We start from the raw sequence: 25,133 nt of genomic DNA on the forward strand, positions 1-25,133 counted from the left end.
CCAGTGATCAGGCGCCGGGCTGGCGCGGCTCGTTGGGTGTGAGGCCGAGCTTGCGGCTGCGCACCACCTGGTAAGGGCGAAACACATAGGCCAGGGTGCCGAAACCGCTCCAGACATGGACCAGGCGCGAGAAGGGGAAGAGCAGGAAGATGGTCATGCCCAGCACCAGGTGCACCTTGTAGGGCCAGTCGATCGCGACCAGGCCGGCGGCATCGGGCCGGAATGTCACGATGCGCTGCGCCCAGTCAGACAGGGCCAGCATCACGCTCGCATCCTGATGGCCGTAGGAGTAGGGCAAGGTGACCAGGCCCAGCACCAGCTGCACCCACAGGATGATCAGGATGCCCAGATCGGTGCGGTGGCTGGTGAGGCGGATGCGCTCATCAAAGATGCGCCGGTGCAGCAGCAGCGACAGGCCAATGAAACACACCACCCCGGCGATGCCGCCGGCGGTCACCGCCACCAGCTGCTTGGTTTCCGCGGTGATGAATGCTTCATAGACGAAATGCGGCGTGAGCAGACCCACCGAGTGGCCACCCAGCAGAAACAGGATGCCGATGTGGAACAGGTTGCTGCCCCAGCGCTGCTGGCCTTTGCGAAGCAGCTGCGACGAGTCGCTTTTCCACGTGTACTGATCGCGGTCGAAGCGCGCCAGACTGCCCATGAAAAAGACCGCCAGGCAGATGTAGGGATAGACGTTGAAGAAAAAGTTGTGCAGCGTGGTCATGCCTGCGCTCCTTGGGTGGGGTGGTTGATCTTTCTGACGATCTGGATGGATTGCGGCTGGCCGGGCCTGGCCTGGCCCTCGGTGGAGCAGCCACCGAAGACCTCGGGCTCGGCCCAGCTCTCGTCCATAGTTGGCTCAGGCGCGACCGCCACCGTGGCGGCCTTTTCGCCTGCCAGCTCCAGCACGGCGGCCAGCACACTGGCGTAGGGGCTGTTGCGACCCTGCAGGGCGCTGAAGATGTTGCGCACGATGTGGGCGACCTCGCCCAGAAAATCACGCGTCTCGCGAGCTGGCTGGGTCGAGGCGAATTCCAGCAGCACCGGCAGGTGATCCGGCAGCTCTTCGGGGCCGAGGAACAGGCCGCCCTTCTCAAAGGTCTGGATCAGGTCGATCATGGCCGGGCCGCGGTCGCGCGAATCGCCGTGCACATGTTCGAACAGGTGCAGCGCGGTGCGCCGCCCGCGGTCGAACAGTTCGACGTACTCGCTCTCGACCTCCAGCGCAGGCGATTTGGCCAGGTGTTGCAGCAGGGCCTGCAGCTCGGCCTGCCGCATGGGTGCCAGCACGGCCTCGGCTTTGAGCGCGGCCTGCATCTCGGGAATATGGGCACGGAACGCGGCATCGGGATAACGCAGCAGGTGGGCCAACACGCGCAGCGTGTATCGCGCCTCTGGGGGAGTGGTGGTGAACAGGCTCATGTCATGACTCCACTTTGATAGGGATGGTGCGCTTCTTTTCGCTGCCGAACAGGCTGGTTTCGGTCTGTCCTTCCGAGCAGCCGTTGCCAAATGTGAAGCCGCAACCGCCGCGCACGTTGAAGGTGTTTTCCGCGTATTCACGGTGGGTCGTGGGGACCACGAAACGGTCTTCGTAGTTGGCGATCGCCATGTAGCGGTACATGTCCTCGACCTCGGCCGCGGAGAGACCCACTTGCTCCAGCACGTTCTGGTTGATCACTCCGTCCACATGCTTGGCACGCTGGTAGGCGCGCATGGCCAGCATGCGTTCGAGTGCGCGCACGACCGGACCGGTGTCGCCGGCGGTCAGCAGGTTGGCCAGGTACTTCACGGGGATACGCAGCTGCGACACGTCCGGGATTTCGCCGTTGCTGCTCAGCGCACCGGTGTTGGCCACCGCCGTGATAGGCGAAAGGGGTGGCACGTACCAGACCATGGGCAGGGTGCGGTACTCGGGGTGCAGGGGCAGCGCCACCTTCCACTCCACCGCCATCTTGTAGACCGGGCTCTGGCGAGCGGCCACCATCCAGGCATCGGGGATGCCGTCGATGCGCGCCTGCTCGATCACTTTGGGGTCGTTGGGGTCGAGGAAGATGTCGAGCTGCGCCTGGTAGAGGTCGATCTCGTTGGGTGTGCTGGCGGCTTCCGCAATGCGATCGGCGTCGTACAACAGCACGCCGAGGTAGCGGATGCGACCGACGCAGGTCTCCGAGCACACGGTCGGCTGGCCGGCCTCGATGCGCGGATAGCAGAAGGTGCACTTCTCGGCCTTACCGCTCTTCCAGTTGTAGTAGATCTTCTTGTAGGGGCAGCCGCTCACGCACATGCGCCAGCCGCGGCACTTGTCCTGATCGATCAGCACGATGCCGTCTTCTTCGCGCTTGTAGATCGAGCCCGACGGGCAAGAGGCGACACAGGCCGGATTCAGGCAGTGCTCGCACAGGCGAGGCAGGTACATCATGAAGGTGTTTTCGAACTGACCCATCATGTCTTTCTGGGCCTGCTCGAAACCGTCCAGGTTGGCGTCCTTGCTGCGCTTGCTGAACTCGCCGCCCAGGATCTCTTCCCAGTTCGGACCCCATTCGATCTTCTCCATGCGCTTGCCGGTAATCAGCGAGCGTGGGCGCGCGGTGGGCGCGTGCTTCATTTCGGGCGCCGACTGCAGGTGGTCGTAGTCGAAGGTGAAGGGCTCGTAGTAGTCGTCGATCTGCGGCAGGTTGGGGTTGCTGAAGATCTTCATCAGCAGCGACCATTTACCACCCTGCTTGGGCACGATGGAGCCGTCGGCCTTGCGAATCCAGCCGCCCTTCCACTTGTCCTGGTTCTCCCATTCCTTGGGGTAACCGATGCCAGGCTTGGACTCGACGTTGTTGAACCAGGCGTATTCCACGCCGGGCCGGCTGGTCCAGACATTCTTGCAAGTGACCGAACACGTGTGGCAACCGATGCACTTGTCCAGGTTGAGCACCATGCCGATTTGTGCGCGTATTTTCATGATGATGTGTCCTAATCAGCCGACGTTTCGGCGCGAAGGGTTTGACTCAGCGAAAACCACGGAACCGGCTTGGCCGGGCCGATGGTGTTGCACCCTTGAGTGGGTCGCGCAAAGCGCGGCGGGGCTGGGTAACGGGCTCATGGGTTCTCGCCCTGTGCCTGATAGGCCCGGATCAGATGGTCATCAGCTGGTGTGTCGAGCCAGTCCACCTTGTCCATCTTGCGAACCACCACGAACTCGTCGCGGTTGGTGCCGATCGTCCCGTAGTAGTTGAAGCCATAGGACAGCTGCGCGTAGCCGCCGATCATGTGGGTCGGTTTGGTGACGATGCGGGTCACCGAGTTGTGGATACCGCCGCGCACGCCGGTGATCTCCGAGCCCGGGGTGTTGATGATCTTCTCCTGAGAGTGGTACATCATCACCATGCCGTTTTTCACGCGCTGGCTCACCACCGCGCGCGCCGCCACCGCGCCGTTGATGTTGAACAGCTCGACCCAGTCGTTGTCTTGAATGTCCGCCGACTTCGCGTCGTCTTCGCTGAGCCAGACCACCGTGCCGCCCCGGTTCAGCGTGAGCATCATCAGGTTGTCGCTGTAAGTGGAGTGAATGCCCCACTTCTGGTGCGGCGTGATGAAGTTCAGCTGGATCTCTTTGTTGCCGTTGGGCTTGATGTTGTGAATGCCCGACGTGGCCTTCAGGTCCACCGGCGGGCGGTAGCTGCTGAAGCCCTCACCATAAGCGCGCATCCATGGGTGATCCTGATAGAACTGCTGGCGACCGGTGAGGGTGCGCCATGGGATCAGCTCATGCACATTGGTGTAGCCGGCGTTGTAGCTCACCGTCTCAGACTCGATACCGCTCCACGTGGGCGAGCTGATGATCTTGCGCGGCTGTGCCTGAATATCGCGGAAGCGGATCTTTTCATCTTCGCGGTGTATCGCCAGGTGCGTGTGGTCGCGCCCGGTCTGTTTGCTCAAGGCCTCCCAGGCCTTGACGGCCACATGACCGTTGGTCTCGGGGGCGAGCTGCAGGATGACTTCGCAGGCATCGATGTCAGTCACGATCCTCGGCATGCCCTGCGTGACACCAGCTTCCAGCGTCTTACCGTTGAGCTGGCCGAGCTGTTCGACTTCGGTGCCGGTTTTCCAGCCAATGCCTTTGCCGCCGTTGCCGATTTTGTCCATCAGCGGGCCGAGCGCGGTGAAGCGCTTGAACACGTTCGGGTAGTCGCGCTCGACCACCGCGATCTGTGGCGCTGTCTTGCCCGGAATCAGTTCGCACTGGCCCTTTTTCCACTCTTGCACGTCGAAGGGCTGGGCCAGTTCGGCCGGTGAGTCGTGCATCAGCGGGGTCAGCACCACTTCCTTTTCCACACCCAAGTGGCCAACACAGACCTCGCTGAAGGCCTTGGCAAAGCCTTTGTAGATCTCCCAGTCGGAGCGGCTCTGCCACACCGGGTCCACCGCCGCAGACAGCGGGTGGATGAAGGGATGCATGTCGCTGGTGTTGAGGTCGTTCTTCTCGTACCAGCTGGCTGTGGGTAACACGATGTCGGAGTACATGCAGGTGGTGCTCATGCGAAAGTCGAGCGTGACCAGCAGGTCGAGCTTGCCTTGCGGCGCGCTCTTGTGCCACACCACTTCGGTCGGCTTGGCGTCGTCTTTGCCGAGGTCCTTGCCCTGGACACCGTTTTCGGTGCCCAGCAAGTGCTTGCAGAAATACTCGTGTCCCTTGCCGCTGGAGCCCAGAAGGTTGGAGCGCCACACGAACATGTTGCGCGGCCAATTCTGCGGCGCATCCGGGTCTTCGCAACTCATCGACAGCGTTCCGTCTTTCAACGCCTTGACCACGTAGTCCTTGGGCTCCATGCCAGCCGCTGCGGCGTCCTTCACCACCTGCATCGGGTTGGTCTTGAGCTGCGGCGCGCTGGGCAACCAACCCATGCGTTCAGCGCGCACGTTGAAGTCGATCATGTGGCCGCCGAAGGCCGCCTTGTCGGCTTCGCTCAAGGTAGGCGACACGATTTCGGACATACCCAGCTTTTCGTAGCGCCACTGGTCGGTGTGGGCGTAAAAGAAGCTGGTGCTGTTCATCTGACGCGGTGGGCGGATCCAGTCCAGCGCGAAGGCCAGCGCGGTCCAGCCGGTCTGCGGACGCAGTTTTTCCTGACCCACGTAGTGCGCCCAGCCACCGCCGCTCTGGCCGATGCAACCGCACATCATCAACAGGTTGATCACGCCGCGGTAGTTCATGTCGGCGTGGTACCAGTGGTTCATCGCCGCGCCGATGATGATCATGGACTTGCCATGGGTCTTGTCGGCGTTGTCGGCAAACTGGCGCGCCACGGTGATGACCTGGTCGCGCGGCACACCCGTGATGCTTTCCTGCCAGGCCGGGGTGTAGGCGGCGTTGTCGTCGAAGTTCTTGGCACCACTGCCCAGACCGCGGTCGATACCGTATTGCGCCACCTGCAGGTCAAACACGGTGGCCACCATGGCGTACCGCTCATCGCCGGCCTTGCCCAGGCGCAGCTTCACGGCTGGCACCTTCACGTGGTTGATGTCGCCGGTCTGGGCGTTGGCTGGGAAGTGGGGCGCTTCGACACCACCGAAATACGGCAGCGCCACATCGACCACCTCATGCTCCTGCTCGCCGTCTTCGATCACCGATAGCTTGAGCTTGACTTCTTCGTTGCTGCGCGCCTCTTTGGCTTCCAGGTTCCACTTGCCTTCGTCTTCGCGACCGGCCTCGCCCCAGCGGAAACCGATGGAGCCATTGGGCAGAACCGCCTTGCCATCGGTGTCGAACGCAATGGTCTTCCACTCGGGGTTGCTCTTCTGACCCATCTTGCCGTTGAAGTCGCTGGCGCGCAGGTAGCGGTCAGGCACCAGGGTAGTGGTGCCGTCGGGCAGCTGGTGCTCCTTGAGCATCACCAGCAACGGCAGGTCGGTGTAGCGACGCGCATAGTTGTCGAAGTAGCTGCTGCGCGGCTTGTCACCGTCGGGGAAATAGAACTCCTTGAGCGCCACATGGCCCATGGCCATGGCCAGCGCGGCATCGGTGCCCTGCTTGGGGTGCAGCCAGAGATCGGAGAGCTTGGCCACCTCGGAGTAGTCGGGCGTGACGGCCACCGTCTTGGCGCCCTTGTAGCGCACCTCGGTGAAGAAGTGGGCGTCGGGGGTGCGCGTCTGTGGCACGTTGGAGCCCCAGGCGATGATGAACGAGCTGTTGTACCAGTCGGCCGACTCGGGCACGTCGGTCTGCTCGCCCCAGATTTGCGGGCTGGCCGGTGGCAGGTCGCAGTACCAGTCGTAAAAGCTCATGCACACGCCGCCAATCAGCGACAGGTAGCGGCTGCCCGCAGCGTAGCTGACCATGGACATGGCCGGGATGGGGGAGAAGCCGATCACGCGGTCGGCGCCGTGCTGCTTGATGGTGTAGACGTTGGCCGCAGCAATCAGCTGGTTGACCTCGTCCCAGTTGGAGCGCACAAAACCGCCCATGCCGCGCACTTGCTGGTAGTCACGGCGGGCTGCCTCGTCCTGCTGGATCAGCGCCCAGGCGTCCACCGGTGTCTTGCTGACCTTGAGCGCCGCGCGCCAGCGCTCCAGGAGGCGACCCCGCACCATGGGGTACTTGACCCGGTTGGCGCTGTAGAGGTACCAGCTGTAGGAGGCGCCGCGGGCACAGCCGCGCGGCTCGTGGTTGGGCATGTCCCAACGGGTACGCGGGTAGTCGGTCTGCTGAGTTTCCCAGGTCACGATGCCGCCCTTGACGTAGATCTTCCAGGAGCAGCTGCCCGTGCAGTTCACACCGTGGGTGGAGCGCACGATCTTGTCGTGGGCCCAGCGGTTGCGGTAGGCGTCTTCCCAGGTGCGATCTTCGTTGGTCGTCAGGCCATGGTTGCCCGAGAAGGCCTCTTTTGGGAGGCTGAAGTGAGTGAGGCGGTCAAGAAAGTGGCTCATGAGTGGGCTCCAGAGATAGGGGTTCGCAGGCGTCGGCGGTCAGGGGTTCTTGATCTCGGCGTCAGCCCGCAGGTAGAACCACCAGTTGATGACCAGGCACACGGCGTAGAAGATGGCAAAGCCGTACATGGCGTACTGCGGTGTGCCGGCCTTGATCTGCTGGCCGATCACCACGGGGGCGATGAAGGCGCCGTATGCGGCCACCGCAGCGGTCCAGCCCAACACGGGGCCGGCTTGCAGACGGTCGAAGATGATGCCGACGGTGCGGAAGGTCGAGCCATTGCCAATGCCGCTGGCGGCGAACAGTAAGATGAAGAGCAGCATGAAGGGCATGAAGTACTGCTCCGGCGTGGCCGAGCCGTAGGCCAGCAACATCACGTAGCCGACCGCAGCAGAGGCCACCACCATCACCGCAGAAATCCACTGCGTGACGATAGAGCCACCGACCTTGTCGGAAATCCAGCCGCCCACGGGGCGGATCAGGGCGCCAACGAAGGGGCCGATCCAGGCGTAGGTCAGGGCCGATGGTGCGTTCGGGTTCTTCAGGGTGTGACCCATCAGGCCAGTGGCCGGATCGATCACGTGCTGGAAGCCGAAGATGACGGTGATCGACAGCGGCAGCGCCATCGAAAAGCCAATGAACGAGCCGAAGGTGACGATGTACAGCGCGGTCATGGACCACGTGTGCTTGTTCTTGAAGATCGCAAACTGCGCAGCGATGTTGCCCTTCATCTCACCGAAGGCGGCGACTTTGATCAGCAGCACGCACAGCACGATGATCAGCGGCAGGGCCACCCACATGTTGAGCAGGCCCAGGCCCACCGGCGCAGGCAGATAGAGGTAGAGGCCGAGCAGACCGACACCGCCGGCAATCGCCCAGAGATAAAGAATCTTGCCGAAGGCCGCGAGCGTGCCGCCGTAGGTGGGCGAGATGGTCATGAGGTTGTTCATGCGGAACCAGGCCAGCACGACCAGCGGAATCAGCACCGCGGCCCAGATGAAGCCGGCGTTCTGGATGTAGGTCGGGGTGCCGGCGACGATCTTGCCGAACAGCCAGCCCGAGTCTTTGGTCAGCGTCATTGCATCGCCGCCGAAGGCACCGAACATGCCCACGGTCATCACCAGCGGGATCACGACCTGCATGGTGGTGACGCCGAAGTTGCCCAGACCGGCGTTCAGGCCCAGGGCCAGGCCTTGCTGTTTCTTCGGGAAGAAGGTGTTGATGTTGCTCATGGAGGCGGAGAAGTTGCCGCCGCCGATGCCGGAGAGAAACGCGCAGGCCTGGAACACCCACAGCGGCGTGGTCTTGTCCTGCAGCGCAATGCCGGTCCACACCGCGGGGATGATGAGCAGTGCGCTGGTCAGGAAGACCGTGTTGCGGCCACCCGCCAGGCGGATGAAGAACGAAGCCGGGATGCGGAAGGTGGCACCCATCAGGCCGGCGATGGCGGTCAGCGTGAACAGCTCGGCCGGCTTGAAGGGAAAGCCCAGATTGAGCATCTGCACCGTGATCATTCCCCACATCAGCCAGACCGCGAAGGCGACCAGCAGGTTGGGGATCGAGATCCAGAGGTTGCGGTTGGCGATGCCCTTGCCGGTGGAAGCCCAGAAGGCTTCGTCTTCGGGGCGCCAGTCCGTGATGTCGGCGCTCGAGTGCGTCTGCACAGCTGGTGCCGGGGATTTGTCCGGGCGGTGGTGGGTGGTGGTGGCCATAACAGGATCTCCTGTGAAAAAAACGGATTCAGAAACGGGGGCTGGCAGAGCCGAGCACCGGCGAGCGGCGCACTTCGGTCCAGTACATCCAGATCAGCGAGACCCAGACCACGCCGTACATCAACATGAAGGCGCTGGATCGCACGCCGGTGAGGTCCATCAGCACGCCGAACAGGATCGGCAGCACGAAGCCGCCCAGGCCGCCGGCCAGACCGACGATGCCGCTGACGGTGCCGATGTGCTGGGGGTAGTCGTTGGCGATGTACTTGAAGACGCTGGCCTTGCCGAACGCCATCGCGATGCCCAGGGTGAACATCAGCACCGTGAAGGCGTAGACGTTCAGGCCGATGTGAAAGGTGGAGGAGCCGTCGACCGTCATCACGGTGAACTGCGTCTGCGGGTAGGACAGCAGGAACAGGCAGATCCAGCAGACCCACATCACCCACCAGGTCACGCTGTGGGCGCCCCACTTGTCGGACATGATTCCGCCGGCTGCGCGCAACACGCCGCCTGGCAAGGAAAAGCAGGCTGCGAGCAGCGCGGCGATGCGGATGTCGAGCCCGTACTCGCCCACGTAGTACTGCACCATCCAGAGCGACAGCGCCACATAGCCGCCGAACACGATGCTGTAGTACTGGCAGTACCTGAGCACCTTCGGGTCCTTCAGCATCTTGAGCTGGTCGACGAAACGGGTGCTGGACGGCACCAGGTGCTTGGGGTCAGAGGCGCTGCCAAACCAGAAAAGCACCAGCGTGCCGAGCATGATGGCCGCGTAGACCTTGGGGACCATGGTCCAGCCGAAGGCCACCAGCAAGGCAGGCGCGACAAGCTTGTTGACCGCAGCGCCCGCGTTGCCCGCGCCAAACACGCCCATGGCCATGCCCTGGCGGTGTTGGGGGAACCAGCGCGCCACATATGGTGTGCCGACCGAAAACGAGCCACCGGCCAGGCCCAGCACCAGACCGATTGTGAGGAAATGCCAGTAGGCCGTGGCGTAGGCCATGAGCCAGATGGCCGGCACGGTGGTGGCCAGCAGCAGGGCCATCACGATGCGGCCACCGTACTTGTCGGTCCAGATGCCCAGCGGCACCCGCACCAGCGAGCCGGAGAGCACCGGCATGGCGGTCAGCAGACCAAACTCGGTGGCGTTCAGGCCCAGGGTCTGCTTCAGCGGGACGCCGATGACGGCAAACATCATCCACACCATGAAGCACACGGTGAAGGCCAGCGTGGTCACGATCAGCGTGGACCAAGCCTGGCGTTGGTGATGGAGGGTTTCGGACATCGTCAGGGATTGCGGAGCAGTGCCTTGACTTTGCGCGGTGCCCGGCGAGCTGAACATCCTTCAGAGGAACGCGGCTGAGGCGCTGAACGACCGATGCCCCACGCGCCGGCCATCATCCGAAAGTACTAGGCATGTGTTTATCCCGAGGCGCGCACCAGACGAGAAAAAGGCCGCAACGGGTGCGGCCTTGGGGGAGCGGCGTGCGGCTTCAGCTCGGCTTGTTGATCAGCCCTTGCTGCTCGAAACGTTGGACCAGCTGCTTGAGTTCATCCAGGCTGCCGAAGTTGGCGGTGAGCGTGAGCCCGTCACCACGCTCGGCCAGCTCCACCCGCCCGCTGCCCTTGAACACCAGGGCCAGCTGGGCCTGGGCTTCACGGCGCTCGTGCGTTTCGCGGGCAATCGCCTCGTCCACCGAGGACACCAAGTACTCGTCACCGAAGCCGCCTTCGGGCTCCTTGAGCCAGGCGAAGCAGGCGACCCAGCTCAGCAAGGCACCTGCAGCAATGATCAGGAAGAACTGCGACGAGTCGACGTACATGAAGAGGAACAGGTAGAACACCGCGCCCACGTTGCCGTAGGCCCCGGCCATGCCGGAGATCTGCCCAGTCAGGCGGCGCTTGATCGACGGGATGATGCCGAAGGTGGCGCCCTCGGCACCCTGCACGAAGAAAGAGCAGCCAATGGTGATGGCCACCGCGATCACCAGCGGCCACCTGCTGTTCATCAGCCCCATGAGCGCAAAGCCGATGGCAATGCCCAGCATGTAGGCCAGCATCACGAAGCGGCGGTTGCCGAAACGGTCTGACACCAGACCGCCCATGGGGCGGGCAAACAGGTTCACGATCGCGAACGAGGCGGCGATCATGCCCGCCACCGCGGCAGACAGGCCCCAGGTTTCTTCGAAAAACATGGGCAGCATCGACACCACTGCCAGCTCGGCGCCGAAGTTGGCGAAGTAGGTGGTGTTGAGCGCCGCCACCGACTTGAAGGGGTAGCGGTCGTCTTCAGGCACGCCGCGCTTCAAGATGGGCAGGTTGACCCGCAGCACCTGCACCAGCTGGTAGGCGATCACCACACCGATCGAGCCGTAGCAGATCCAGGCGGTGAGCGGGTCTATGAAGCCCGTTCGCTCAACACGCCACACCAGCACCGAAAGAATGCCCACCAGCGGCACCGTGAACAGCAGCAGCAGAATCAGGTCGCCATAGCTCGACACTTCGAGCGCAGACGACTTGCGGGGCTTCTTGTGGGTGTCAGCGGTGGGGCCGTCGGTGATGGCGAACCAATAGAAGACGCCATAGAGGCCCATGATCACGCCCGACAGGGCGACCGCATAGCGCCAGCCGTTGTCGCCGCCGAAGATCGTCAGCGCGATGGTGGGAATGGTCATGGCGGCAGCGGCCGAACCGAAGTTGCCCCAGCCGGCGTAGAAGCCCTCGGCAAATCCGATGTCGCGTGGCTTGAACCACAGTGCGGTCATGTGGATGCCGACCACAAAGCTGGCGCCCACGGAACTGAGCACCAGGCGCGAGACGAACAGTTGTTCCTTGGTGTCGCCAAAGGCGAAGAACAGCGTCGGCACTGCCATGGTGACCATCAGCAGGGAGAACACCCGACGTGGTCCGAAACGGTCCAGCGCCATGCCCACCAGGATGCGGGCCGGGATGGTGAGCGCCACGTTGGCGATGGCGAACAGCCGCAGGTCGTCCTTGGTCAGCCAATCTGCGCTGCGCAGAATGGACGACGCCAGCGGCGCCATGTTGAACCAGACGTAGAAGCAGATGAAGAAAGCGATCCACGTGAGGTGAAGCGCCTTGATTTCCCGGTTTTTGAACCGGAACAGGTCACTGACTTGCATGTTGTACCTCGGTCGAAAAAGGGAGCCGTGTCATTCCGAATGGGTCGGCACGATGAGCAGGGGGCACATGACGCGGCGGGCGAGAAAGGCGCTGACCGAACCGAAGGTCATGTGGTCGAACTCTTCCACCAGGGCATCGAGCCGGCGGGTGATGAAGTTGCCGTCGGGCTTGTAGGAGTGGCGCGCCATGACAAGCACGTCGGGTCGGCGCTCTTCGGTGGCTCGCAGAATCATCTTGCGGGCGTCGCCCTCGGCCACGAGGACCTTGGCGGTGAAGCCATCTGCCACCAGCTCGGCGGCGGCCGCCTCGACGCCGGCCTTTTGCTGGTCGTACTGCTCCTGGAACATCTCGTCGCCAGCGCTGGTCGCGCTGCCTGGCTCCTCGATGACCGAAATCAGAATGACAGTGGGTTTTTCATGACCAAACAGCCGTTTGACGGCTTCAAGCGCAATGCGAGAATTGCGGGAGTGGTCGTAGGCAAGCATGATTTCCATGGGAGGACTCCATTCGCCCTGGCCAGACAACGGCCAAGGTCACCCATGCACTGTGAGTCAGCCCGGCCCTGGTGCCCATCCTTCCGAGGAACGCAGGAGCTGCGCCGAAAGAACGATGACGGCGGCGGCGAACTTCGGCAAAAGAACTATATGGGGCAAGCGAGCTGGAGCCCGCCAGCGCCAGACCGGCCTGCGCCGCCCTGGCGCTCAGCGGGTGCCGTTCATGAGTCCGTTATGGACGGCGTACACGGCCGCCTGCACCCGAGAGCTCAACTCCAGCTTGCGCAGGATGTGCTGCACATGGATCTTCACCGTGGTCTCGGCAATGTCCAGCGTGCGCGCGATCAGCTTGTTGCTGTCGCCTCGCGCGATCAGCGCGAGGATCTCGCGTTCTCGCGGAGAAAGCGTCTGCAGCGATTCACCACCGCGCGACTCCGCGCTCGCAGCGCGGGAAACCTGGCTCGCCGGGGCCAGGGGCGCGGGCGCGCTCTCGGTTGCGGGCAGGGTGCGAAAGGCCGAGACCAGCTTGGTCATCATCTCGGGGCTGACCACCGAATCGCCGTCCAGCACCTTGACAATGGCGTCGCACAGCTGGTCCGATTCCACCGTCTTGAGCAGGTAGCCGTCGGCACCGGCCTGCAGCGCCGCAGCCAGATCCTGCGCGTCTTCGCTCACGGTCAGCATCAGCACGCGCGCACGCGGGGCGGCGTCTTTCACACTGGGCAGGGCGTCCACCCCGCGCACGCCCGGCAGATGGTTGTCAAGCAGGATCACGTCGGGCGACAACCGGTCCAGTTCGCGCAAGGCCTCGCCCACGTCACCCGCCTCGCCGCAGACCTCGAAGCGATCGTCCTGCTCCAGCAGGGCACGCAGACCGCGGCGAAACAGACTGTGGTCGTCCACCAGCAGCAGCTGGACGCGGGGAGAGGGGACAGGACTCATGGGGTGTCGGCGGTGGAGAGAGCGACTGGCAGGCTCAAATCGGCTGCCTGAGCCAAGCCGGTCGGGATGCCCGCCACCGGGTGAGGTGGCAGTTCGAGGGTGACGGTGGTGCCCTGCTGAGGGGCAGACCTCAGGGTGACGGTGCCGCCGATGCTCTCGGCGCGCTCGCGCATGATCTTCATGCCGACATGAGTTTCGCCATGGCGCGCCTGGGTGTCGAAACCCACGCCGTTGTCGCGCACGGTGAAACGCCAGCGCTTGCCGCGCTCCACCTCCAGGCTGACATGGCTGGCCTGCGCGTGTTTGCGCACGTTGGACAAGGCTTCCTGCACCACGTGCAACACCTGCACCTGCACGTCGGCCGGCAGTGGCAAGCCTTCGCCGTGCAGCTGCAGGCGGGCGGGCACGCCTGACTGGTGCTGGAACTTCTGGAGCGTTTCCTGCAGCGCGTCGTCAATGGCCTCGCCATTGGCCCGGGTGCGGAAATGCACCAGCAGCTCGCGCACATCACCAATACTTTCGCGCAAGCCCTCATCCAGCTCATCCAGTGTGCTCTGCACCTTGTCGGGCTGCTGGCGCTGGACGGCGGTGCGCAGCAGCTGCGCCTGAATTTTAAGGAACGACAGCGACTGGGCGATGGAATCGTGCAGCTCACGCGCCAGCAGGGCGCGCTCCTCACCCACTGCCGCCTCGCGCTCCAGCGCCTCCGCGCGCAGCCCTTCCAGCGAACTGGCCAAGTGGCTGGCCAGGGCATCGAGCAGCTCTGTTTCATCGGCGCTCAGATGCACGTCGATGCGGAAAAACAGATCGATCTCGCCGATCAGCCGCTGCTGCAGGCGAACCGGCACGCTCACCAGGCTCTGATAGCCCACGCGCGCGCAGTGCTTCATGGGCGCGGCATCGATGCTGTGGATGGGGATGACTCGGGTGCGCGCATCGGGTTGCAGGTTGCCGCAGGCGCAGGCACCCGCGATCAGGCTGCGTTCGTCTTCCTGCATGTCATGCGGAAAGCAGTCGGAAGCGAGCATCAGGTAGCGCTGGTTGGCTTCGTCGGACCAGCGCACCGCCACCGCGTCGGCCTTCATCACCGCGCGCACCCGCTGGGAGAAGCCGCTCGACAGTTCTTCGATGGTGTTGGCGCGAGCCAGAAAAGCGCTCACCTCGTACAGCGCCTCAAGCCGCGCGCGCTGGGCCTCGATGCGCTGCGTCTTGGCCTTCACCTTTGCTTCCAGCCCGGTGTAGAGCGACTGCAGGGTGGCGGCCATGCGGTTGAAGCCCGCGGCCACCTGGCCGAACTCGTCCTGTGTGTCGACCTCCACCCGGGTACCGAACTCGCCCGCCTCGACGCGCTCCAGACCACGCCGCAGGAGGCCCAGCGGATTGATCACGTACATGTAGCCGGTGTAGAGCATGATCACCGCCCCCAGGATGGCCAGTGCCATCATCACGAACTGGAACAGGTTGAGGACGGCGGTGTAGCCGGCCAGCTGTCTTTCGATCGACAGCACGAATCGATTCGTGGCATCAACGAACTCGCCCGCCATGCGCTGCGTTTCGACCGGGTCGAGCCGACCGCCTTGCATCCACTGGCTGCGCTCCTGCTGCCATAGGGTATCCACCGCCACAAATTCGCTACGTACCTGGTCGTCCCAGGGCACGAAGAGCGGTCGGCTCGGGTCGCCGCTGCGGAGCAGGCCCAGGCTCTGGTCGAACTGGTTGACCAGCGCGGCGATGTGCTCCGGCGGCAGCTGCGCCTGCACCGCGCTGGTCAGGCGCCAGGTCTGCATGCGCATGCGCCCAGCCTCGTTGACCGCCGCCGCGCCGCCTTCGAGCTGCCAGGTCACCCACAGCGTGAGCCCGATGGATGCGAGCGCCAGCAGTAGCAGCCCCGCGCCGATGCGCATGAGCTTGGTGGAGAGGGAGGCGGTGCTTGGCATGGCGATAGCGTAGTGTTTTTTTCACCGAGCTGGAAATGCACCACTTGGTCGTCTGAGTGGGTGACCCTCGGGCACCTTCAATAAGTGACACCGCTGCAGAGACAGCTGCAGACTTAGATCTGGAATTTTCAAGGGGACTTGGAAGTCTGCTACCCGAGAGAAGCGGCCTTCAGCGGTTGAAGACCGACCGGCTGCAACGGGTCGAGAGCACCAGTTCGTCCGCAACGTGACCGGCTATTCCCGAGCTTTGCACCTGTCGTCCCTGCCGAACGACCGGTCCAGGTGGTCGAGCGGTCGTTTGAGATCCTGTCCGGTGAACGACTGGTTGCAGTGCCGCCTTTAGACTCCGCCGTCGAAATTGAGTGACCGCAACCAGCCTTCAGCGGTCAGTGCGCCCTCGTGACCTGCATCGAAATCAGCTACCCGTGGAGATCGCAACGGCCCTCGTACCCCAATCACTCCTGCGCATCTGCCGCGCTCGGCCCATCAAATCCGATGCGGTCTGAGGATTGAGCGTATCGGCTCAAAATCTCGTCCAGGGTCTGCCCTAAGCCCAGCGCCCAAAGAACCGTGAAATATGCTCCTACTGGGGTACTCGAGCGACCGAGCTCGATGGCCTTGAGTGCACCGCGGCTAACCCCTGACCTAGTCTCCAAGTCAGCGAGCGAAATGTTTTTGTCTGTTCGCACTGTCCGAATGTGCTGGCCAAGAACGACCAGGCGATCAGCGACAAGCGCAGAGGGTACAAAGGCACTCACGGCATTGGCCTCTCATCTCTGTAGAAGAGTTTCGACGGATGATATCTTGCGCCGTACCTAGACCTTCTGCGCCCCATGCCATTCACCAAAACTGCTCTGCTTGGAATCGTTTTCCTGCTTCTTTCCTTGCCTTCCCTCGCGGCGGATGTTTTCGGCAAGGTTGTGTCCGTGGCCGATGGAGACACGATCACCGTGCTCGACGACTCCAAGGTCCAGCACAAGATCCGCCTCGCTGGCATCGATGCACCCGAGCGAAAGCAGCCATTTGGCCAGCGCGCCAAAGAGCAGCTTTCAGATCTGGTGTTCGGCAAGACCGTCCAGGTCGAAACCGAGAAGGTCGACCGGTACGGACGCCAGATCGGCAAGGTGCTGATCGACGGCCGAGATGCCAACCTGGCCATGGTCACCTCCGGCATGGCCTGGCACTACAAGAAGTACCAGACAGAGCAGGCGCCCTCAGACAGGCTCCTGTACGCAAGCGCCGAAGAAGACGCGCGCGCAGGCCGGGTAGGTCTTTGGCGAGAGCCAGCGCCGGTCGCGCCGTGGGACTGGAGACGAGGGGAACGGCAGGCAGGTCAGTAGGCGCTGGACTCCCTGCCACCGGGCGTGACCTGCCGTCGATCCTTCGTCCAGACACTCAAAGCTCATCCTCCTCAAACCAGACCGAACCCAGCGTGTCATCCAGCCGCTCTCGGTGGTGCTTGTCACACAGCGCGAGCATGTAGCCCGCTCGATGGTCAATCCGTCCGGGACGGCCGCATGCCGCGCACACGTCCTGACTGGCCGCCTCGGCCGCAAACTTGAGGTCCATCAGCCGCTTCATGAGATCTGGCTCCTGTTCGTAAACGCCCTCATGCAGCCGGAAGTACATCCGGGCGGCGCCGAACTTCTCCTTGACCTGGAGCCAGTGAAACCCGCGCTTGTCTTCACCCAGTGCCTGGTCGATGTCAGAGCAGAGCCGAGAGAAGAGCCGGAACCAGCCGCGCGAGTGGCTCATGCTGATGGCCTCGATTTCGAACTGGTAAGGGAAGCGGGACTTGAGTTCTTTGGGGTTGTTCATGATGAAAGTCTTTCGAGAATGGAATGAAAGTGGGCCGCGTTCGCTGGTGCGAAGCCAACGCGGTGATGGGTCAGCAGCAGGTTCGGACAGCCCGGGCTGAAGAGCCAGGGCACGTCATCGATCGCTATCCAGGGTTGGTCGGGACGGTTCGCCGCGAGCCAGGTCCGACACTCGATCTCCCGCAAGCCCGCTGACGCAGGCAGGTCCGGATGGTGGTGGACCACTGGCGTGCAGCCCACCATCCGGGGTGCGATGTCCTCCGAGAAAAACTCGCGCAGCTCTTTGAAGGGATGGTGCTCGCGCCAGGAACTGCTGATCACGACCTCAGCTGGCGCATGGCAGCGCAGCACCGACTCGATCAGCGGCAGACAGGTGAACAGCTGATCCGTCCTGCACAGCTCGGGGTGGGTCACCCCGTCGAAGTCCAGGAACACGATCGGTGCGGGCTTCATCGCGATTGCCTCCCGGTCAGTGCAGACAGCGGTCATCGGACGTCTCGCCAGGATCTCCGCCCAGCACGTCCATTGGCAGGTCCTGGCGGGTCAGATGCCTGCGCCCATTCACCAGTGCTCTTGCATAAGCCTGCTCCAGCGCCTGGATCTGCTCCCGGGGCGTGGCATGGGCCAGCAGCACGAAGAGGCGCCGGGGCGGGGCCTCGAATCCTGGATAACGGCGGTGAACGGAACTGGCCACGTTCTGCGCCAGCACGATCGCCTGTTCCGCCGAGGGAGATTGGATGTGGAAGATCCGGAACCGTGACTGAATGGGCTCGGGCACCCCGGCCAGGTCGTTGGCCGTGGCCACCCACAGCACATGGCTGGCGTCGAACTGAATGCCGGAGGAGATGTCCACCACCGCGCAGGCCGTGACCGGCTCCAGCAAGCTGTGCAGCGGCGCCAGCGGGTTGGTGCTGCGGTAGTTGCTGGTCTTGTCGATCTCGTCCATCAGGATGACGGGATCGGCGCGCTTGCCCAGGCAGACACCCCTGAAGACCAGACCCACTTCCGTGTTGGCCCAGTGCCTGTCCGAGCCCGTCAGGGCATCGCTCGTGTGGGCGGCATCGAAGCTGTGCCGGTGGATGGGTCGCGCCAGACAACGGGCCAGTTCCAGCGTGAAGTGGGTCTTGCCGACACCGGGTGCCCCGGCGATCAGGATGGGCGGGATGCGCAACGGATGACCCAGCTCCAACGCCAGGTGGACCTGGCCCTCGATCAGGTCGATCACTTCGCCAAAGTGCGGCTGCGTGTCCCGCAGGGCCTTGAGACTATCCCGCGCGAGTTGCAGATCCTGAGATCGGCTCACCTGCCGGAAGGCCCCCAGCGCCTTCAGCTGATCAAACAGGACACGGTCACGGTCACGAAGCTGTCGATCGGGGTTTGAACTCGCCTGCGCCAGAAGCTTGACCGGCTCGTCCCACGCATAGACCTGTACCTTGCCGCTTCCGCCCTGTTCGGCGTCGGCAGCCTGCTCACGCTGGAAGTCGAACTGAAGCCTCAGCTCGGCGCGGGCATCAATGACGCCGTACTGGTCAGCGTCCTTCTTGCGGGGGGAGATGAACGGTGAGGGTTCTGGCTTGCTCGCGTGTCTGGCCGCCCGTTCCTCGTCGATCTTCCGAGCCCGTTCCTCAGCGAATTCGGCCTCCCGGTTGCGTGCATCCGAAGCGCATTGAAGCAGCAGTTGGTCCACCTGCTCGGTGGCAGGCAGGAGGAGCTTGAAGCTGCGTGCGGCGCCATCGTTGAAATACTCGACGTCCCGGAGGGCGAAGTCAGGAAACTTCTTGTCGTAAGAGGGCGGGACGCGGGGAATGTACTTGCGCATGTCGGACTCCTTGGCGGAGCCCGGCCGGTGCTGTGTGTTCTGCCCTGGCTCCTTGTTGATTCACTGGGTGAGTGACAAGGTGGGCCGAACGCAAGACCGCTAGAGGCGCGGTCGCAGAGGCACACCCCAGCGGGTGCATATGCACGCGGTGGGACGGGTGGCCTTCAGGGAGAAGTGCTGCGACATAAGTGAAATGATGCAGCAGGAAACAGGAGGAGGCAAGTGATCGAGGCCGCAGGTGTTGCGCGAAAAATAAACGACGTCGTTTATTCGACCTGGGACAGTCGACGTGTCCTTGGACCGTTGTGGGAGGCTGGTGCACCCCGAAGGACCAACATCAAATGCTGGGCGACGAGTTTGTCCGAATGCAGCGACCTGGTAGGCATTCGCCGGTCGTATCCAACTGGTGTCGGCCAAGGGCTTTAGATCACTCAGTCGCGCCCAAGGTCAGCTCAAGGCTGTTAAGAGACATTCCTTGCGCTCCAAAGCGGTCGCTCACGGGGATAGCAGGAAAGGGCTGTAAGCGGTATTACATATTTTTCGAGAGCAGTCAGTCAAAATGTGTGGCAGTTAACGTTTGAGTTAGTAAGCCTAGTTCAGGAGCCGAGGCCCTTGGGAAAAACAATGTCAAACAAGGCCTTCGCGGTTGGGGTGAGGTTCGCTGCGTCGGGTTGCAGTAGCGCGTCAGGTGGCACGAGCACCTTTCCGTAAACGGCTTCACACACGCGTTTGATGTTCCCGGGAGACACCTCTTCCCGGTCATATCCGGGAACAAACCCGAGCAAACGGTAACCTAAGCGCTCAAATGTCATTTGGACGTGCGGAATCTTCAGCGTTGCCATTGCATAAACGAACTCCAGCCCCATGGACTTGGCCATCGGTTCGAGAAGTTTGGATGTTGGCACCATGATTCCTGCGCCACGATGCTCAGGCGATACGACAGCCAGCCGCGCATAGAGTGACAGGGTGTCGGGGTCACACTCTGCCGAGAACATTCCTGCGAGGTCGGAGTCCTTGCGGATGAGTATCACAACAATGTTCTTCTGCTCGGATCCTCCGAGATAAGCGTTCTCACGGTAAAAGCTCTCCCGCAGATATGCACTTGCGGCTCCGACAGAAAAGGACTGATGCCATGCGGTCATCGCTTGGGTCAACTCGGAGATAGAACTTTCAGTAAGAAGCTCGTAGCTATACCCCGTCGGAAGAGGGGAGAGCGCAGACAGCTGCATTTGCGTAGGCCAGTTCATTTTTGTCTCCTGATCAGTTCCGGGTGGTGCCTAGAGAACGCAGGAGCATCTGTCATGCGGCCTAACGATAGTGTTTATCTGCCGCGTTGGAAAGCTCCTCGAAACCATAAACGCCCCCCAGCAGCTGATAAACGTCGCTAATTAGCATAGCGCACTTTGGCTTGACAACTCTCAATTTCAACGACCAACGCGAAAGACTGCTTCCGCTGCTTTGCAGCAGCAAGTCGGTCCAAATTCGCGACCGCAAAAAATCGACTTAGGGCGCTCATCTGCAACCCATTCCAGCAACTGTGCACTGTTACGTGCGGCGATCAACACAATCGTCCCGCAAGACATTTGTACAGAGCAAACGGCGTCTTGGGCGGCCGCTCAATCTGGTGCCTCAATCCAACTCCGACGTGACCTGTTGTCTACGCAGGTTTCCCCATTCTCGCGCGAGAATACCGTTCAATCCTTGTTAGCACTTGCTCATTCTTTGTTAGCCAATTTCAATCTTTGTTAGCAACAAACAATGCCCGCCATGCTGCAGTACCTCACCGTTCCCGTCACCGCCTTCGCTCAGAACTGTTCCATCGTCTGGTGCGACGAGACCCTCGACGCCGCCATCATCGACCCCGGCGGCGATCTGGACCGGCTGCTCGCCGAGGTGAAACAACTGGGGTTGAACCTCAAGGCCATCTGGCTCACCCACGCTCACATCGACCACGCGGGTGGCACGGCAGAGCTGGCCGAGAAATTGAGCTTGCCCATCATCGGCCCGCACCCGGGCGACCAGTTCTGGATCGATGGCCTGCCGCAGCAAAGCGCCATGTTCGGCTTCCCGCCCGCCGGCCATTTCACGCCCACGCGCTGGCTCGCTGATGGTGACACGGTGAGAATCGGACACTGCACGCTGCAGGTGCGCCACTGCCCAGGACACACGCCCGGCCATGTGGTGTTCCATTCACCGCAAGCCAAGCGCGCGTTTGTGGGCGACGTGCTGTTCGCCGGCAGCATCGGCCGCACCGACTTCCCGCAAGGCAACCACGCGCAGCTCATCAGCAGCATCAAGGAACGCCTGTGGCCCATGGGCGACGACACCGTGTTCATTCCCGGGCATGGGCCGGAGAGCACGTTTGGCGAAGAGCGGCGGAGCAATCCGTACGTGCGCGGGACCTGAGGCCCAACCGAGCCTTAGCCGCGTCGAGCTTGCTCGTACAAACCCTGCACCTTGGGCACATTCGCCTGCAGCTGGCGGATGCGGTCTGGGCCGGTGGGGTGGGTGGAGAGAAAGCTGGGCCCGCGACCACCACCGGCCTGGGCCATTTTTTGCCAGAGGCTCACGCTGGCGGCCGGCCGGTAGGCTGCGCGCGCGGCGAGTTCCAGCCCTACCAAGTCGGCTTCGGTTTCGTCCTCGCGGCTGAAGCGCAGGCTCAGCAGCTGGGTGCCTAGGTTGGCGGCCACGTTGCCCAGATCGCCCAGGCCCAGCAACTGCGAGAGGATGCCCAGCCCCATGCCGGTGGCCTGGGTTTTGGCCAGCCGCTCGCGGGCGTGTTCGCGCAGCGCGTGGGCCATCTCATGGCCCATGATCATGCCGGCCTCATCGTCGTCGAGCTGGAGCTTGTCGAGAATGCCGGTGTAGAAGGCAATCTTGCCGCCCGGCATGCAGAAGGCGTTGATTTGCGGGCTGTTGATCAGGTTGACCTCCCAGCGCCAGCCGCGCGCGCGGTCGTTCCACGGCGTGGTGTGGGGGATCAGCTTATTGGCCATGGCGCGCAAGCGGCGCACCTGCGGGTGACCGTCGGCCATGAGCACACGCTGCTGGCGCGCCTCGGCCATCATCTGATCGTATTGCTGGGCGGCGGCACCCTCCAGCTCGCTTGCAGGTACCAGTCTGCGCAGCGATGACGAGTTGCCCACGTCGACCTGAGCCGTGGCGGGCAGTGCGGCAACACCCGCCGTGGCGGCGCCGGCCAGTACAAACGCACGCCGCGCTTGCCACACACCTTCGCGGGGCGCGGGCGCGAACACCGCGGAGGCTTTGAAATCGCAGAGCAGACACATGCGGGAATAATAGACAAAGCCGCCGTGCGCTGCACGCCTCGGCGCAAACCACCACCGCCATGCCGCCTGATACTTCCGCCGCGACTCCGCATCCAGAAACCTCTTCCCAGCGTCCGAGCTGGGGGGAAACGCTGCGGGTGTACCTGGAGCCAGCCAGTCTGCGCATGCTGGCGCTGGGCTTTTCGGCCGGCTTGCCGCTGCTGCTGGTGCTGGGCACGCTGAGTTTCCGGCTGCGCGAAGCGGGGCTGGACCGCGCGACCATCGGCTATCTGAGCTGGGTCGGGCTGGCTTATGGCTTCAAATGGTGCTGGGCGCCGCTGGTGGACCGTTTGCCCATTCCGCTGCTGACCCGCGCACTCGGGCGGCGGCGCAGCTGGTTGCTGATGTCGCAGTTCGCCATCATGGCGGCGTTGGTCGGCATGGCGTTGGCCGATCCGCGCACCGAGCTGACCCTGGTGGTGTGGTGTGCGCTGGCGGTGGCGTTTGCGTCGGCCACGCAAGACATCGCGCTGGACGCTTTTCGCATCGAGTCGGCCGACGTGCGACACCAGGGTGCACTGGCCGCAACCTACCAGACCGGCTACCGCGTGGCCATGATCTGGGCTGGCGCAGGCGTACTCTGGATCGCGGCGCGGGCCGAGATCGGGCCTGTGGTGCCTGCCAGCGGCGCGGCGCCGGGCGCGCTGTACCAGCAGGCGGCGTGGACCACGGCCTACCTGGTGATGGCGGCGAGCATGCTGGTGGGTGTGCTCACGGTGCTGTTCACGCGCGAGCCGGCCCGGGTGGAGCTGCCACCCGCTCGCGATGCCGCTGAGTGGCTGAAGAGCGCACTGGTCGAACCCTTCGCCGATTTTCTGAAGCGCTATGGCAAACAGGCGCTGCTGATCCTTGCGCTCATCGGCGTGTACCGCATCAGCGACGTGGTGATGGGCATCATGGCCAACCCGTTTTATGTGGACATGGGCTATACCAAAGATGAAGTGGCCGCAGTGACCAAGGTTTACGGCATCGTGATGACCCTGGTGGGCGCTTTTCTGGGCGGTGCCCTGTCGCTGCGCTGGGGCGTGATGCGGGTGCTGATGCTGGGCGCGGTGTTGTCGGCTGGGAGCAACCTGCTGTTTGCGTGGCTGGCCGGGCATGGCCACGATGTGACCGCGCTGATCGCGGTGATTTCCGCCGACAACCTCAGCGCGGGTGTGGCGTCGGCCGCGTTCATCGCCTACCTCTCCAGCCTGACCAACGTGAAGTACTCGGCCACCCAGTACGCGCTGTTCAGCTCCATGATGCTGCTGGCACCCAAGTGGCTGGCGGGTTTCTCGGGCGCATTTGTTGACGCTTACGATTACGCCACCTTCTTCACCGTCACCGCATTCCTCGGACTGCCCGTGTTGCTGCTGGTGTGGCTTGCGACCCGGCTCACGCCCGAGGCAAATCGTCCGGCGGGATCGGCGGCGGCCCAGCCGCCAGCTGAGTCTTGAGCGCGGCTTTCTGCACCTTGCCCAGCGCGGTGCGGGGCAGGCTGTGCAGCCGCTGCCAGCGCCGTGGCCATTTGTAGCGCGCGAGGCGGTCTTGCAAATGGGCTTGCAGCGTTTGCTCCCAGGCATCGCCAGCCGCGGCATCCAGCACCACCACGGCCACCGCCACCTCACCCCAGCGCGAATCGTCCTGAGCGATCACGGCGCACTCTCGAACCCAGGGGTGTTGGAGCAGCGTGTTTTCAATTTCGGCGGGGTAGATGTTCTCGCCGCCGGAGATGATCATGTCTTTGGCGCGTCCGACGATGGTGAAACTGCCGTCGGCCGCCTGGCGAGCAAGGTCCCCCGAATGAAAGAAGCCGTCGGCGTCCACCGCTGACCGGTCTGGCCAGTAGCGTTGCACCACATTGGGCGCGCGAACACAGAGCTCGCCCACCTGGCCCGATGCCACCACGTCGCCGAGCGCATCGCAAAGCCTCACGCTGACGCCCGGCGCTGGCCAGCCGCACGAGCCCAGGTGGCTGCGTGCATGCTCTGGCGACAAGGCGATGGAAAACGGACCCGTCTCGGTGCTGCCATACACGTTGCACACCGGCACGCCGCGCGCATGCACCGCCTCCAGCAGGGGCGCGGGCAGCAGGCTGGAGCCGGCCCAGATGGCGCGCAGGCTGGACAGATCGGCGCGCGGCCAGTCGGCATGTTGCGTCAGCGCCTGCAGCGTGGTCGGCACCTGCAGGGTGAGGGTGATGCGCTCGCGGGCGATGCTGGCCAGCGTGGCGCTGGCATCGAACCGGCTGCACAGAAGCACCGTTGCTCCCACGCCGAGGGCGGGCAGCGTCTGGATGCACAGGCCCCCCACATGGAACAGCGGCAATACGGTGAGCACGCGATCCTCCGGCCCCAGCCGCTGCGCGGCCGCGGCGATCGCCATGTTGGCCAGCAGATGGGCCTGGGTGTGTACCGCGCCCTTGGGCTCGCCGGTGGTGCCGGAGGTGTAGACCAGCAGCAGCGGCGTGTCGGGGCTGGTGTTGACGATGGGGTGCTCGGCCGACCAGCCTGGCGCAGGCTTGTCGAGCAGGGCACTGACCGAACAGACCCGAAGTTTCAGGTCGGCTTCCTGATCCAACGTCCGCGCCAAGGCTTGGCTTTGTTCGCCAAAATGCGCGTCGTGAAGCAAGGTCTTCGGGCTGCAGTCGCGCAGCACGCTGGCCCATTCGGCGGGCGAGAGCCGATGGTTCAGCGGCACCAGCATGGCGCCCAGCCTCGCGAGTGCCAACAACAGCACGACCTGCGCCGGGTGGTTCAAGCCCAGCCACGCCACCCGTGCGCCGGGCACCACACCCGCGCTGTGTGCCAGCCAGTGCTGCACCTGGCTCACACGCTGCTGCAGGTTGGTGCCGGTGAGCGCCGCCCAGTCAGACGGCGTGGCTGGCGCGTCCGCCCAGCACAGCAGGGGCTTGTCAGGGTGCACCGCAGCCAGATGGGTTAGCACAGCGTCGAAACTGATGGCAGTGGGAGGTGCGGCGCGCATGGTCATGAAACAGGTGAGGTGAGCACTTCACCCAACTTTACGTGCAA

The 25,133-nt window shown here is 63.5% G+C and carries 19 protein-coding genes; 3 read left to right on the top strand and 16 right to left on the bottom strand.

Annotation, left to right across the window (positions count from 1 at the left end; all coding sequences use genetic code 11):
* Positions 1-7: 7 nt before the first annotated feature.
* From narI to QUV25_RS17580, 10 genes are all read right to left on the bottom strand, one after another.
* Positions 8-727: a respiratory nitrate reductase subunit gamma gene (gene narI, locus QUV25_RS17535; protein ID WP_300865868.1), complete on the bottom strand. Its 720-nt coding sequence runs from the start codon at positions 725-727 to the stop codon at positions 8-10.
* On the bottom strand, positions 724-1,425 hold the full coding sequence (gene narJ / locus QUV25_RS17540; protein ID WP_300865869.1) for a nitrate reductase molybdenum cofactor assembly chaperone: 702 nt from the start codon (positions 1,423-1,425) through the stop codon (positions 724-726). Before narJ ends, narI begins: the two co-directional genes overlap by 4 nt.
* 1 nt (position 1,426) lies before the next feature.
* Entirely contained in the window at positions 1,427-2,959 is a 1,533-nt protein-coding gene (gene narH, locus QUV25_RS17545) for a nitrate reductase subunit beta (protein ID WP_300865871.1), read from the bottom strand.
* Positions 2,960-3,096: 137 nt separating this feature from the next.
* A complete protein-coding gene (locus QUV25_RS17550) occupies positions 3,097-6,924 on the bottom strand; it encodes a nitrate reductase subunit alpha (RefSeq protein ID WP_300865873.1) in 3,828 nt (1,275 codons plus the stop codon).
* A 39-nt stretch (positions 6,925-6,963) separates the two neighbouring features.
* Positions 6,964-8,637, bottom strand: coding sequence for an antiporter (locus QUV25_RS17555; RefSeq protein ID WP_300865874.1), 1,674 nt, complete (start codon positions 8,635-8,637; stop codon positions 6,964-6,966).
* Between the two features lie 28 nt (positions 8,638-8,665).
* Positions 8,666-9,922, bottom strand: a complete 1,257-nt coding sequence (locus tag QUV25_RS17560) for a nitrate/nitrite transporter (RefSeq protein WP_300865877.1) — start codon at positions 9,920-9,922, stop codon at positions 8,666-8,668.
* 208 nt (positions 9,923-10,130) lie between these two features.
* Positions 10,131-11,780 (bottom strand): MFS transporter, encoded by a 1,650-nt coding sequence (locus tag QUV25_RS17565; RefSeq protein WP_300865878.1) that lies wholly within the window; start codon positions 11,778-11,780, stop codon positions 10,131-10,133.
* 30 nt (positions 11,781-11,810) lie between these two features.
* Positions 11,811-12,275: a universal stress protein gene (locus tag QUV25_RS17570; protein WP_300865880.1), complete on the bottom strand. Its 465-nt coding sequence runs from the start codon at positions 12,273-12,275 to the stop codon at positions 11,811-11,813.
* Positions 12,276-12,482: 207 nt separating this feature from the next.
* On the bottom strand, positions 12,483-13,217 hold the full coding sequence (locus QUV25_RS17575; protein ID WP_300865882.1) for a response regulator transcription factor: 735 nt from the start codon (positions 13,215-13,217) through the stop codon (positions 12,483-12,485).
* Entirely contained in the window at positions 13,214-15,154 is a 1,941-nt protein-coding gene (locus QUV25_RS17580) for a type IV pili methyl-accepting chemotaxis transducer N-terminal domain-containing protein (RefSeq protein WP_300865885.1), read from the bottom strand. The genes QUV25_RS17575 and QUV25_RS17580 overlap by 4 nt, the downstream gene beginning before the upstream one ends.
* 926 nt (positions 15,155-16,080) lie before the next feature.
* On the opposite strand from QUV25_RS17580, the gene QUV25_RS17585 reads away from it, so the two are divergent.
* Positions 16,081-16,494: a thermonuclease family protein gene (locus QUV25_RS17585; protein WP_300865887.1), complete on the top strand. Its 414-nt coding sequence runs from the start codon at positions 16,081-16,083 to the stop codon at positions 16,492-16,494.
* 55 nt (positions 16,495-16,549) lie between these two features.
* Here the strand turns inward: QUV25_RS17585 and QUV25_RS17590 are convergent, their stop codons facing one another.
* The 4 genes from QUV25_RS17590 to QUV25_RS17605 all read right to left on the bottom strand — a co-directional run bounded on the left by QUV25_RS17590 (position 16,550) and on the right by QUV25_RS17605 (position 20,037).
* The gene (locus QUV25_RS17590; RefSeq protein WP_300865889.1) at positions 16,550-16,972 is read right to left on the bottom strand and encodes a hypothetical protein; all 423 of its coding nucleotides are present in this window, start codon (positions 16,970-16,972) and stop codon (positions 16,550-16,552) included.
* On the bottom strand, positions 16,969-17,460 hold the full coding sequence (locus QUV25_RS17595) for an HAD domain-containing protein (RefSeq protein WP_300865890.1): 492 nt from the start codon (positions 17,458-17,460) through the stop codon (positions 16,969-16,971). The genes QUV25_RS17590 and QUV25_RS17595 overlap by 4 nt, the downstream gene beginning before the upstream one ends.
* Positions 17,441-18,790, bottom strand: a complete 1,350-nt coding sequence (locus QUV25_RS17600) for an AAA family ATPase (RefSeq protein WP_300865892.1) — start codon at positions 18,788-18,790, stop codon at positions 17,441-17,443. Before QUV25_RS17600 ends, QUV25_RS17595 begins: the two co-directional genes overlap by 20 nt.
* Before the next feature lie 596 nt (positions 18,791-19,386).
* Positions 19,387-20,037 (bottom strand): GNAT family N-acetyltransferase, encoded by a 651-nt coding sequence (locus QUV25_RS17605; protein ID WP_300865894.1) that lies wholly within the window; start codon positions 20,035-20,037, stop codon positions 19,387-19,389.
* A gap of 520 nt (positions 20,038-20,557) precedes the next feature.
* Here QUV25_RS17605 and QUV25_RS17610 point away from each other — a divergent pair.
* Entirely contained in the window at positions 20,558-21,196 is a 639-nt protein-coding gene (locus tag QUV25_RS17610; protein ID WP_300865896.1) for an MBL fold metallo-hydrolase, read from the top strand.
* A gap of 14 nt (positions 21,197-21,210) precedes the next feature.
* Here QUV25_RS17610 and QUV25_RS17615 read toward each other — a convergent pair whose 3' ends face one another.
* Entirely contained in the window at positions 21,211-22,080 is an 870-nt protein-coding gene (locus QUV25_RS17615) for a M48 family metallopeptidase (protein WP_300865899.1), read from the bottom strand.
* A 59-nt stretch (positions 22,081-22,139) separates the two neighbouring features.
* Between QUV25_RS17615 and QUV25_RS17620 the strand changes: the two genes are divergently transcribed.
* Positions 22,140-23,558, top strand: coding sequence for an MFS transporter (locus QUV25_RS17620; protein WP_300865901.1), 1,419 nt, complete (start codon positions 22,140-22,142; stop codon positions 23,556-23,558).
* On the opposite strand, the gene QUV25_RS17625 is transcribed toward QUV25_RS17620, so the two are convergent.
* Positions 23,497-25,092: an AMP-binding protein gene (locus tag QUV25_RS17625; RefSeq protein ID WP_300865904.1), complete on the bottom strand. Its 1,596-nt coding sequence runs from the start codon at positions 25,090-25,092 to the stop codon at positions 23,497-23,499. The genes QUV25_RS17620 and QUV25_RS17625 overlap by 62 nt on opposite strands.
* Positions 25,093-25,133 lie beyond the last annotated feature (41 nt).

The organism is Hydrogenophaga sp., assembly GCF_030373245.1.
In the GTDB taxonomy this organism is placed as follows: Bacteria; Pseudomonadota; Gammaproteobacteria; order Burkholderiales; family Burkholderiaceae_C; genus Hydrogenophaga.

Coding starts and splice junctions, on each gene's coding strand:
- QUV25_RS17605 (WP_300865894.1), bottom strand. CDS start 20,037: ATGAACTGGCCTACGCAAATGCAGCTGTCTGCGCTCTCCCCTCTTCCG.
- QUV25_RS17565 (WP_300865878.1), bottom strand. CDS start 11,780: ATGCAAGTCAGTGACCTGTTCCGGTTCAAAAACCGGGAAATCAAGGCG.
- narI (WP_300865868.1), bottom strand. CDS start 727: ATGACCACGCTGCACAACTTTTTCTTCAACGTCTATCCCTACATCTGC.
- narH (WP_300865871.1), bottom strand. CDS start 2,959: ATGAAAATACGCGCACAAATCGGCATGGTGCTCAACCTGGACAAGTGC.
- narJ (WP_300865869.1), bottom strand. CDS start 1,425: ATGAGCCTGTTCACCACCACTCCCCCAGAGGCGCGATACACGCTGCGC.
- QUV25_RS17625 (WP_300865904.1), bottom strand. CDS start 25,092: ATGACCATGCGCGCCGCACCTCCCACTGCCATCAGTTTCGACGCTGTG.
- QUV25_RS17600 (WP_300865892.1), bottom strand. CDS start 18,790: ATGCGCAAGTACATTCCCCGCGTCCCGCCCTCTTACGACAAGAAGTTT.
- QUV25_RS17580 (WP_300865885.1), bottom strand. CDS start 15,154: ATGCCAAGCACCGCCTCCCTCTCCACCAAGCTCATGCGCATCGGCGCG.
- QUV25_RS17575 (WP_300865882.1), bottom strand. CDS start 13,217: ATGAGTCCTGTCCCCTCTCCCCGCGTCCAGCTGCTGCTGGTGGACGAC.
- QUV25_RS17555 (WP_300865874.1), bottom strand. CDS start 8,637: ATGGCCACCACCACCCACCACCGCCCGGACAAATCCCCGGCACCAGCT.
- QUV25_RS17590 (WP_300865889.1), bottom strand. CDS start 16,972: ATGAACAACCCCAAAGAACTCAAGTCCCGCTTCCCTTACCAGTTCGAA.
- QUV25_RS17595 (WP_300865890.1), bottom strand. CDS start 17,460: ATGACCGCTGTCTGCACTGACCGGGAGGCAATCGCGATGAAGCCCGCA.
- QUV25_RS17615 (WP_300865899.1), bottom strand. CDS start 22,080: ATGTGTCTGCTCTGCGATTTCAAAGCCTCCGCGGTGTTCGCGCCCGCG.
- QUV25_RS17550 (WP_300865873.1), bottom strand. CDS start 6,924: ATGAGCCACTTTCTTGACCGCCTCACTCACTTCAGCCTCCCAAAAGAG.
- QUV25_RS17610 (WP_300865896.1), top strand. CDS start 20,558: ATGCTGCAGTACCTCACCGTTCCCGTCACCGCCTTCGCTCAGAACTGT.
- QUV25_RS17620 (WP_300865901.1), top strand. CDS start 22,140: ATGCCGCCTGATACTTCCGCCGCGACTCCGCATCCAGAAACCTCTTCC.
- QUV25_RS17560 (WP_300865877.1), bottom strand. CDS start 9,922: ATGTCCGAAACCCTCCATCACCAACGCCAGGCTTGGTCCACGCTGATC.
- QUV25_RS17570 (WP_300865880.1), bottom strand. CDS start 12,275: ATGGAAATCATGCTTGCCTACGACCACTCCCGCAATTCTCGCATTGCG.